Raw genomic sequence first — 10,766 nt, forward strand, 5'->3', positions numbered from 1 at the left:
ATTTCCGTGGCGGATGCCTACGCGTCCAGCGCGGACATGATCCAACTCCGTGAATCCGCCGGGTCGATGACCGCGTCGATCTCCAGGGCCGCCGCCGCGTTCACCGCCTTGCCGTGCTCGTACAGCTCCGCGACCCGGGCCTCGAAGGCCCGTTCCCGCTCGGCGGGATCGGCGATGGCCTCCAGTTCGCGGCGGTAGCCGAGCCGCACCGCGCCCTCCAGGCCCATCCCGCCGAACTCGCCGCTCGGCCAGGCCGCCGTGCCGAGCGGCGCCCGCGTCGAACCGCCCATCATGGCCATCGCCCCGAGCCCGTACGCCTTGCGCAGCACGAGGCAGACCAGCGGCACGGTGAGCCGGGCGCCCGCGACGAACAGGTCCGCGAACTGCCGCACGGTCGCGGTGCGTTCGGAGTCCGGGCCCACCATGAAGCCCGGGGTGTCGCACAGCGAGAGGACCGGGAGGCCGAACGACTCGCACAGCCGCAGGAAGCGCGCCGCCTTGTCCGCCGCGTCCCGGTCGACGGCGCCGCCGAGATGCGCCGGGTTGTTGGCGACCAGGCCCATCGGGCGGCCCTCGATCCGTACGAGTGCCGTGATCACCCCGGCCCCGAAGCCGCGGCGCAGTTCGAGCACCGAGTCCGTGTCGGCGAGCCCCTCGATCGCGGCGCGGATGTCGTAGGCGCGGCGCCGGTTCTCCGGGATCGCGTGGCGCAGGCGGCGCGGGTCGGGCGCCTCCCAATTCGCCTGCGGGCCCTGGAAGTACGACAGGTAGGCGCGGGCCGTGCGCACCGCCTCGGCCTCGTCGGCGACCGGCAGGTCCACCACCCCGTTCGGCACCTGCACCGACAGCGGGCCGATGTCCTCCGGGCGGTGCACGCCGAGGCCGCCGCCCTCGATCATCGCGGGTCCGCCCATGCCGATGTTCGCCTCCGGCGTCGCGATGATGACGTCGCAGCTGCCGAGCAGCGCAGCGTTCCCCGCGAAGCAGCGTCCCGACGCGATGCCGACGAGCGGCACCTTGCCGTTGAGCCGCGCCATTTGATGGAACGTCATGACGTCGAGGCCCGCGATGGAGGAGGTGTCGGTGTCACCCGGGCGGCCACCGCCGCCCTCCGCGAACAGCACGACGGGCAGCCCGCGCTCCTCGGCCAGGTGCAGCATCCGGTCGGTCTTGCGGTGGTTGTTGTGGCCCTGCGTTCCGGCGAGCACCGTGTAGTCGTACGACATGGCGACCACGGGCGCGCCGCCGATCCGGCCGGTGCCGGTGACCATGCCGTCGGCGGGCGTCGAGCGGATCAGGTCGTCCAGCGGGCGGCGCCGCCGCTGGGCGGCCACCGCGAGCGCGCCGTACTCGGTGAACGTTCCCGGGTCGCACAGGTCCTCGATGTTCTCGCGGGCCGTGCGCAGCCCGGTCGCATGCCGCTTGGCGACCGCTTCGGGGCGGTTCTCGTCGAGGCCGAAGGCGTGCCGCGCGACGACCTGCGCGAGGTCGGGGCGCACCGCGTCGAGGTCGAGTTCCTCGGCCGCGTCCTCCTGTGCGTCGTCGCCCTCCGTCACGTCGAGCAGCACCAACTCGGCGCCCTCGCCCACCGTTTCACCGATGGCGGCCCGCACGGCACGGACGACGCCCGCGTGCTCGGCGCGCACCACGTGCTCCATCTTCATCGCTTCGAGGACGAGCAAGGTGGCGCCCGCGGCGACGAGTCGGCCGGGCTCGGCCTCGACGGCGACGACCGTGCCCGCCATGGGCGCGACGACCGTGCCCGGTTCCGTGGTGCCCTCGGGCGCGGTGGCTTCGGACGGTGCGAGCTCCGCCAAGTGGCGCTGCACGAACGCGGTGTCGAAGCCGCCCGCCGTGAACCCGGGATGGTCGAGCAGTCCGGCCAGGAAGGGGATGCCGGTCCGCACGCCCTCCACCGTGAACTCGTCGAGCGCCCGCCGTGCCCGCGCGCACGCCGCCGCGAAGTCGCCGGCCGGCGCGTGCGCGACGACCTTGGCGAGGAGCGAGTCGTAGCGCGTGCCGACCTCCGTGCCGGTGCGGGCGGCGGTGTCGACGCGCACACCGGGGCCCGTCGGCACGTCGAGGCGCGCGAGCCGCCCCGCCGACGGGCGCACCGAGCCGTCCGGCCCCGTGACCTCCGCGTTCACCCGCAGTTGCACGGCGAAGCCGCGCGGGGCGGGCGGCTCGGTGGCGAGCCCGAGGCCGGCCAGGCTCTCGCCCGCCGCGATCCGCAGCTGCGCCGCGACCAGGTCGACACCCGTCACCTCCTCCGTCACCGTGTGCTCCACCTGGAGGCGCGGATTGGCCTCCATGAACACGAACTCCTCGCCCCTGACCAGGAATTCGACGGTCCCGACGCCCGTGTACCGGGCGGCGCGGGCCAGGCGCAGGGCGGCGTCGAGGAGCCGGTCGCGCACGCGTGCGTCGAGGCCCGGCGCCGGGGCGATCTCGACGAGCTTCTGGTGGCGGCGCTGCGCGCTGCAGTCCCGCTCCCACAGATGACTCGCGGAGTCACCGTCGCCGACGACCTGCACCTCGATGTGCCGGGCGCCCTCCCACAGCCGCTCCACGTACAACTCGCCGCGACCGAACGCCTGTCGCGCCTCGGACGCGCACCGCTCCCACGCCTCGTCGAGCTCCGCCGGGTCCCGTACGACCCGCATCCCGCGCCCGCCGCCCCCGCCCACGGCCTTGACCATCACCGGTCCATCGGCGAGGAACGCCCGTGCCTCCTCCAGCGTGGTGTCACCCTCCGTGCCGGGCAGCACCGGCACTCCGGTCCCGACGGCGAGCGCCCGGGCGCGCGCCTTGTCCCCGAACAGGTCGAGCACGTCGGCGGACGGGCCCACGAAGGTGACACCGGCGTCCGCGCACCGCCGGGCGAGCCCCGCGGACTCGCTCAGGAAGCCGTACCCCGGGTGCAGATACGTGCAGCCACTCCCACGCGCGGCCGCGACCAGCGCCTCGGCGTCCAGGTACCCACCCGCCGCGAGCGGCACGGCCTCGTCCGCCAGGTGCAGGTGCGCCTCGTCGCCCGGCTCGTGCACGGCCACGGTGCGCAGCCCGAGTTCCGCGGCGGCGCGCAGCACCCGGACGGCGATCTCCCCACGATTGGCGACGAGTACGGCGGCAGACCCCATGAGCCCCTCCGGGAAGTCGAATTCGGATTCAGAACCGGATTCCGTCATGCTCATTGACACTGACGTCAACGTCAATACTCTGGCGCTGTGGCACGCAGTCAGCAGGCACAACAGGAATGGTCCGTCCGCACCGCCCGGGACCGGACCGACGCCCCGGCGCGCGGACGGCTGCTCGACGCGGCGGAACTGGTCTTCGCGCGGCTCGGCTACGGCCCGGCGACCATCGCCGACATCACGGCGCAGGCCGAGGTGTCGCGGGCCGGGTTCTATGTCTACTTCGCGTCCAAGGAAGAGGTCTTCCGGGTGCTCGCGGGGCGCGTGCGGGACGCGTTCCTCAGCGCGCAGGACGTGCCCGGGGTGGACACGGACGACGTGCCTGCGGTGGCCCGCGCCTCCACGGCCGCGTTCATCGCCGCCTACGCCCGGCACCTGCCCCTGCTCGTCCTCATCGAACAGCAGGCGCGGGGCGACGCCGAGGTGCGCGCCCTGTGGGAGGAGATCCGCGAGCGTCCGGTGCGCCGCGCCGCCCGCTACGTACGCCGGATCGCGGCCGAGGGCCGGGCGCACCCGGTCGTCGACCCGCTCACCCTGTCGCGTGCCGTCGGCGGCATGAGCATCGAGTTCGCGCGGCTGGTCGCCGAGCGCCCGGCCGCGTACGACCAGGCGGTCGCCGACGCGACCGCCATGTATGTGCACCTTCTCGGTATCGGAGCAGCACCACAGCAGTAGGGAGCCGCACGTTGTCCACCGGCACAGCCACAGAGGCGTATCTGCACGACCTGCGCGCCCGCCAGGCCAAGTCCAGGGCGGGCCGTCAGCCGTCCGAAACCCGCCACGAGGCAGGGGAGTTGACGCTCCCCGGGCATGTGGCCCGCTGGGCGGCCAGGAATCCGGACCGGCCCGCGATCGTCACGGCGGGCGGGACCCTCAGCTACCGGCAACTCGACGACCAGAGCGCCAGGTTGGCGGGCTGGATGACCGCACAGGGCGTACGGCCCGGAGACCGCGTCGGCGTCTTCCTGCCGAACGGGGCCCGCTTCGTCGTCGCCCTGCTCGCCGTGCTGCGCATCGGCGCGGTGCACGTGCCGGTGAACCCGATGTTCCGCGCGGCCGAGCTGCGGCACGAACTGAACGACGCGGGACCGGAGTTGCTCGTCACGCGGGACGCGCTGCTGCCCGCCGTCGACGAGGTGCGGGCCGACACCCCCGTACGCACCGTGCTGGCGGACGCCGACTGGCCGACGGCCGTCGCCCACGAGCGCCACGAGGCCGTCGCCGACGACCTCGACGCGCTCGCCGCCCTCAACTACACCGGCGGCACCACAGGACTGCCCAAGGGCTGCGAGCACACCCAGCGGCACATGGTCTACACGGCCACCGCCATCGACAACGGCCGGGTCGCTACGGACGAGGAGCGGGCGCGCGGCATCGTCTCGGTCTGCTATCTGCCCATCTTCTGGATCGCGGGCGAGAACCTCGGCATCCTCGCCCCGCTCGTCTCCGGCGGCACCAGCATCCTGCTCACGCGCTGGAATGCGGCCGAGGTCCTCGACGCCATCGAGACCCACGGCGTGACCACCATGGCCGGCACCGTCGAGAACTACCTCGAACTCCTCGACCACCCCGACTTCGCCCGCCACGACCTGACGAGCCTGTCGACCCCGCTCACGGTCTCCTTCATCCGCAAGCTCACCCCCGCCCTGCGCGCCCGGTGGAAGGAGGCCGTCGGCGAACACAGTGTGCTGCGCGAGGCCTCGTACGGGATGACCGAGACACACACCAGTGACACCAACACACTCGGCTTCCAGGACGGCGACCACGATCTGCTGAGCGACCCGGTGTTCTGCGGACTCCCCGTCCCCGGCACCGACTTCATGGTCGTCGACTTCACGACCGGGGAGCCGCTGCCGCTGGGGGAACGGGGCGAGATCGTGGTGCGCGGCCCGTCCGTGCTCACCCGGTACTGGCGGGCTCCCGAGGCGACGGAGAGCGCGCTGCGGGACGGCTGGCTGCACACCGGTGACATCGGCGCCCTCGACGAGGAGGGGTGTCTGCACTACCTGGGCCGCGACAAGGACATGATCAAGGTGAAGGGCATGAGCGTCTTCCCCACGGAAGTGGAGACGCTGCTCGCCCAGCACCCCGATGTGCTCGCCGCCGCGGTCGTCGCGGTCGAGGACCCGGAGACCGGTCAGCGCCCGTACGCGTTCGCCCGCACCGTGCCCGGTTCCGCGCTCACCGGGGACGGGCTGAGGGAGTGGGCGGCCGGGAACATGGCGACGTACAAGGTCCCGCACATCGTCGAGATACTCGACGAGCTGCCGCTCACCCCCACCGGGAAGATCAGGAAGACGGAGCTGAGCGCTCGAGCCACTCGCACGCGGCGCGCGCCGTGAACTCCTCCTGACCGCCCTTGAACAGCAGGTCGGCCGTGGTGAACGCCGGGTCCTCCGCCTGCGCCGCGACATACGGCAGCGCGATGCAGCGCATGCCGGCCGCGTGCGCGGCGGCGGCCCCCGGCGCCGCGTCCTCCAGGACCACACAGTGCGAGGCCCGCGTGCCGAGCCGGTGCGCCGCCTCCAGGAACACGTCGGGGGCCGGCTTGCCGTGCTCCACCTCGTCCGCCGACACGTACAGCGGCAGCTGCGCCGCGAGCCCCGTGCCGGTGAGGATCGCGTCGATGGCCTCCGGCGACGATCCCGACGCGACGATCATCGGCACACCCGCCGCGGCGAGCCGCTCGACGAACAGGCGCATCTGCGGGAAGACATGGGTCTCGGCGCGCGCCAGCTCCAGATAGCGGGCGTTCATCTCCTCAAGGAGTTCGCCGTCCGGCGCTTCGATGCCGTACTGCCGCTTCCAGATGCCGATGGTCTCCAGCGTGGAGATCCCCACGTACGTCTCGTGGTCGGCCCATGTGAAGTCCGTGATGCCCTGCCGGGCCAGGGTGCCCAGGGAGGCCTTGAAATAGTTCGGCTCGCTGTCGACGAGGGTGCCGTCGAGATCGAAGACGACCGCGGTGTCGCCGAAGTGGTACGAGGGGTGGTTCGCGTCGCTCATGTGACCCAGGATGCAGGACCGGCGTCCGCCGATCATCCGCGCGGCTGCCCGGCCGCCTTTCCGATGGCCTCGACCAGTGGCAGCAGCCGGTGCGGGACGCGTTCGCGCAGCGCCACCTCGGTGCGGGTTCGGACCACGCCCGGCAGCCGGTTGAGCTGCTGGATCACATCCTCCAGGTGCTCGGCGTCGCGCGCCGCCACGCGGGCGAGGAGATCGCCGCCGCCGGTGGTGGAGTACGCCTCGATGATCTCCGGCACCCCGGCCAGCTCGTCCCCGACGTCCCCCAGGTGGCCCTGCGTCGTCTCGATGTGCACGAAGGCGAGCACCGGGTGGCCGAGGGCCGCGGGGGAGAGGGACGGCTGCACGCCCGTGATGACACCGTCCCGCTCCATCCGGTCGACCCGGGCCTGCAGCGTGCCGCGGGCGACCCCGAGGATCCGGGCGTACTCGCGCATGCTGGTGCGCGGCTGTTCCAGGAGGAGCCGCAGGATGCGGGTGTCGAGCTGGTCCACGGCCATGGCGTCGGACTCCTTCGGTGGCGCGGCGGAACGCCGCCGACTGTACCAATGGCTCAGTGTCGCCCGCCTGTCGCACCGGGTGGCTCCGGCAGGCCGACGAACGCCCCGTCGTGGTGCACCAGCGGCCCCGCCTCCGCGACCCGGCCCGCCCGCACCACGAGCCCGATGACCAGGGCGTGGTCGCCCACCGGCCGCATGCTGACCGGGGCCAGGACGAAGCGGGCCAGTACGCCGTCCAGGGCGGGCAGGCCCAGCGGATCGCGGTGCCAGGAGGTGCGCGGCCCGAAGCGGGCGTGGCGGGGGCCGGCGAAGACCCGCGCCACCTCCTCCTGACCGGCCGCGAGCAGCTGCACCAGCACCCACGTCGCGCCCCGCACCGCCTCCCACGACCCCGACCGCAGGCCGACCGTGAACGACAGCAGCGGCGGGTCCAGGGAGAGCGAGGCCAGCGAGGTGACACAGAACCCGGCGGGCCGCTCCCCGCCGACCGTGACCACGGCGACCCCCTTGGCGTGCCGCCGCAGCGCGGACCGCACGAGGTCGGAGCGGGCCGCCTCGATGCGCGGCGGACTCGTCGCCCCGGCGGTCACGCCGCCCGCTCCCGCAGCGCGGCCCCGGCACGGGCGTGGATCTCCTCGGCGTGCGGCGAGGCGTCGTCCCGCTCGTACGCGTCCAGGTGGGCCCGCCAGTCCGTCACCGCCCCGGTCGGGTCGTCGAGGGCGAAGCGGCTGACGCCCCGCAGGTAGAACAGCTCCGGGTCGGGCGGGCCGGCGGCCGAGGCTGCCAGCGCGCGCTCCAGGTCGGCCACCGCGCGCCGGTGCTCGCCGAGGGACTGCAGAGCCACGGCCCGGTTGACCCGCAGCTCCGCGTCGTCGTCGAGGGCGAGCGCCGCGTCCAGGTCGTCGACGGCCTCCGCCGGGCGGCCCGCGTCGAAGGCGAGGACGGCCCGGTTCGCCCAGGCGGCGAGGCACCCCGGATCGGCCTTCAGTGCCGCCGAGTAGCTCTCGTACGCGGCACGCGTGTCACCCAGTTCGTAGTGCAAGGCACCCTGCGCGGCGAGCAGTTGGGGGTTTCCGGGTGCGAGGTGGAGGCCGTGGTCGATGTCCGCGCGGGCCCGGTCGAAGCCGCCGCGCTCCAGGGACAGGTCCGCGCGGTGCAGCAGCGAGTCGATGTGGTCCGGCTCGACGGCCAGGGCGTAGTCCAGATCGCGCAGCGCGCCCGCGTCGTCGCCCAGCTCCCGCAGCAGATCGGCCCGGTTGAAGTGCGCCTCGTAGAACGGCGGCGTGAGCCGGATCGCCGCCGCGTAGTCGGCGAGCGCCTCACGGGTGGCGCCGAGTGCGCGGTGCTGGGCGGCCCGCTCGAAGTAGTAGTCGCCGTAGTCCGGGTCGCGGCGGATCACCTCGTCGTAGTCGGCGAGCGAGGCGGTGTGGTCGCCGCGCGCGCCGCGCACCTGCGCCCGGTTGTACAACAGCACGGAGCGGTGCAGGAGTTGCTCGTCCGGGCCGAAGTCGGCGTCGGTGATCGCCATCGCCTCGTCGACCAGGGCGAGCGAACCGTCGGCGTTGCCGCGGTGCAGCTCGACCAGCGCCCGCGCGTTGCGCATGAACGCCCGCACCAGGACCCGCTTGTGCGGATCGGGGTGCACGTCCGCGATCGAGATCGCCGTGTTCACCCAGGCCAGCGCGAGGTCCTCGTCGTGCGCGTCCTTCGGCAGGAACCGGGTGTAGAGCATCGCCATGAGGTACGCGGTCCCCATGTGCGCGTCCGGCGAGGTGGAGCCGCGCCGCATCTCCTCGAAGTACGCGAACGCGTCCGCGCCGCGCCCCAGGTAGCACAGGCAGGCGCCGGTCTTGTGCGTCAGGTTCCAGTACGTACGGTCGGGCTCGGTGTCGGCGAGCAGGGCCCGCCCGCGTTCGGCGAGGTCCACCACGGCCTCGTAGAACCCCTTGTTGAAGCAGGCGGTGACGGCCTCGACGATCGCCTCGACGCCCGCGCCCCGCGGGTCCGTGCCGTGTTCCAGGTGGTACGGGACCGCCCCGAGCCGCAGCGTCGGCTCGTCCCGGCCGGCGAGCAGCTCGGCCCGCGCGGTGTGGCGGCGGGCCCGCTCGGCGGCGGGCAGCGCTTCGTAGGCCCGGAGCAGGCGCGCGTCGTCGCTCGTGCCGTCGCTGTCGATGTAGCGCTGCGCGAGGTCCGTGTCGGGCAGCAGCTCCGCGTCCACGAACGGCAGCCGGGGGACCCGGTGGGTGTGTGCGGCGAGCGCCCTGCCGAGCAGGTCGTCGGCCGCCCCCGCGCCGTCCACGACCACGGTCAGGGTGGCTGGATCGCAGCGCCGCAGCAGCACGGCGACGAGGTCCCGGTCCGTGGGGTCGGCCTCGTCCAGGCCCCGGAAGGCGAGGGTGAGGCCGCGCGGGTGGGCCACCCGCGCCCAGTCCATGAGGAGTTCGGCGACACCGTGCGCGATGCGCAGGGCGCGGGTCGCCGGATAGAAGCGGGTGCGTTCCTTGGCGTCGGCGAGATTGGTGAGGGTCTGCGGCGGCGTCGGCACGATCGCCATCAGCTCGGGCGCGATGGACTCCACTTCGGTCGCCCGCTCCGAGGCCGCCAACTCGCGGTCGTGCGCCACCAGTTGGGGCACGGCCCGGTGCAGGAGGAAGTGCGCGGCGGTGAACGGTCCGCGTAACCGGCGGTGGCAGCGGACCTCGATGGACGGGGCGGGCGGCGATTCCGCGGCCGTGGTGTCCGCGGTGGCGGTGGCGTCGAACCACCAGTGGCGCGTCGACAGGACAGCGGTCATGTCAGGGCTCCTTGCGATGAGTGGGGACGGGACCGGCCCCGCCGGTCCCGCAGTGTGACGTGGACGAGCAGCCCGATCTGGAGAGCGGACAGGAGCAGGAAGCCCGCCGCGTCCACCAGGTCCCAGAACGGGGTGTCCGGGTCGCCGAGCCGGCCCGCGACCGTCGTCCAAAAGCGCGTGGCGGTGGGAATCCCGGCCCAGGCGAGCGAGGCCAGCGAGAACCCGTACCCGGCGAACAGCAGCGGCGCGTACCAGCGGGCCACGGCCCGGTCGCGCGGCGACCACTCGGTGTCCGGGGTCGGCGGTGCGAGCCGCAGCGTCCGGCGGAACCCGGAACGCAGCCGGAACCGCGACGCATTCTGCAGATCCGTGCATCCTGTCGCGGTCGACACCACGTAATAGATGTCCGTCTCCAAATAGAACAGGAATTGCCAGATGAGGCGCAGGACGCAGGTGAAGGCGACAGCAAGACAGAGTTTGTGAATCCACGACGGAATAGCGTTCGTGTCAAGCGCGACCGAAAGCAGCGTGAACCCGCACAGCAGGACCACATCGGCCAGCATGCCCGCCCAGAAAACCAGATAGCGTTTCCGGCGCTCCACGCTGAGCAGCGAATCGAGCCGGGTCTCCGCGACCAGGTAGTAGAGCCTGCGCCCGATCCCGAGCGTGGACGGCAGGCCGAGCCGGCGCGCGGCGAGCGCGTGGAACGCCTCGTGCACGACGATGCACGGCAGCGCGAGCGCGAAGACGGTCAGCGGAATGAGCGTCAGATAGTGCGTGAAGAACACCTGGTGGTACGAGGGCCGCAGCCCCGGATCGCGGACCATCACGGTCACCGTGGTCGCCACGAGGACGGCGTACGCGGTCCAGGCCGGCCAGGAGAACAGCGCTCTGCCGAGCCCCTGCCAGCGCATCCGCCGCCGCTCCGGTTCCGGCCCGCCGGTGTGCAGGAAGCCGAGGTCGGCGAGGGTTTCCAGGAAGTCGTCCATGTCGAGCGGTCCGCCGCACGTGCGCTCGTACCAGTCGGCGACCTCGCCGACGGGCACCCCGTCGGCGAACATCCGCAGCGCCTGTGCCCCCTCCTCGGGGAACACCGCGTACGAACCGGTGTCGGGCCGGCCGACCATCACGCCGTCGTCCTCGGCGACCATCGTGAGCCGGTGCAGCCGAACGGTGCCGTTCATCCGGCACACCCCCTTGTGGGAGACGGGAGTTGCAGGTGGCCGGGGTCGGACCCCGAAGGCGGTCCGACCC

8 protein-coding genes are annotated in these 10,766 nt (G+C 73.0%); 2 read left to right on the forward strand and 6 right to left on the reverse strand.

Annotation, left to right across the window (positions count from 1 at the left end; translation table 11 throughout):
* Nucleotides 1–17 precede the first annotated feature (17 nt).
* A complete protein-coding gene (locus tag ACFV9W_RS37670; protein ID WP_385770350.1) occupies nucleotides 18–3,140 on the reverse strand; it encodes a carboxyl transferase domain-containing protein in 3,123 nt (1,040 codons plus the stop codon).
* Between the two features lie 87 nt (nucleotides 3,141–3,227).
* Here ACFV9W_RS37670 and ACFV9W_RS37675 point away from each other — a divergent pair, with 87 nt between their 5' ends.
* Together ACFV9W_RS37675 and ACFV9W_RS37680 are read left to right on the forward strand one after the other, a co-directional pair.
* Nucleotides 3,228–3,869: a TetR/AcrR family transcriptional regulator gene (locus ACFV9W_RS37675; RefSeq protein WP_385770352.1), complete on the forward strand. Its 642-nt coding sequence runs from the start codon at nucleotides 3,228–3,230 to the stop codon at nucleotides 3,867–3,869.
* Nucleotides 3,870–3,880: 11 nt separating this feature from the next.
* Nucleotides 3,881–5,536, forward strand: a complete 1,656-nt coding sequence (locus ACFV9W_RS37680) for an AMP-binding protein (protein ID WP_385770354.1) — start codon at nucleotides 3,881–3,883, stop codon at nucleotides 5,534–5,536.
* Here ACFV9W_RS37680 and ACFV9W_RS37685 read toward each other — a convergent pair.
* Genes ACFV9W_RS37685 through ACFV9W_RS37705 form a run of 5 tightly spaced genes read right to left on the reverse strand, consistent with a single transcriptional unit; the run spans nucleotide 5,484 to nucleotide 10,696 of the window.
* Entirely contained in the window at nucleotides 5,484–6,200 is a 717-nt protein-coding gene (locus ACFV9W_RS37685; protein WP_385770356.1) for an HAD family hydrolase, read from the reverse strand. The two genes, ACFV9W_RS37680 and ACFV9W_RS37685, sit on opposite strands and share 53 nt — an antisense overlap.
* Nucleotides 6,201–6,232: 32 nt before the next feature.
* A complete protein-coding gene (locus tag ACFV9W_RS37690; protein WP_385770358.1) occupies nucleotides 6,233–6,718 on the reverse strand; it encodes an Lrp/AsnC family transcriptional regulator in 486 nt (161 codons plus the stop codon).
* A gap of 53 nt (nucleotides 6,719–6,771) precedes the next feature.
* On the reverse strand, nucleotides 6,772–7,308 hold the full coding sequence (locus tag ACFV9W_RS37695) for a flavin reductase family protein (protein ID WP_385770360.1): 537 nt from the start codon (nucleotides 7,306–7,308) through the stop codon (nucleotides 6,772–6,774).
* Nucleotides 7,305–9,512, reverse strand: coding sequence for a tetratricopeptide repeat protein (locus ACFV9W_RS37700; RefSeq protein WP_385770362.1), 2,208 nt, complete (start codon nucleotides 9,510–9,512; stop codon nucleotides 7,305–7,307). The genes ACFV9W_RS37695 and ACFV9W_RS37700 overlap by 4 nt, the downstream gene beginning before the upstream one ends.
* Nucleotides 9,509–10,696, reverse strand: coding sequence for a hypothetical protein (locus ACFV9W_RS37705; RefSeq protein ID WP_385770364.1), 1,188 nt, complete (start codon nucleotides 10,694–10,696; stop codon nucleotides 9,509–9,511). Before ACFV9W_RS37705 ends, ACFV9W_RS37700 begins: the two co-directional genes overlap by 4 nt.
* Nucleotides 10,697–10,766: the final 70 nt, after the last annotated feature.

The organism is Streptomyces sp. NPDC059897 (genome assembly GCF_042730865.1).
GTDB lineage: Bacteria > Actinomycetota > Actinomycetes > Streptomycetales > Streptomycetaceae > Streptomyces.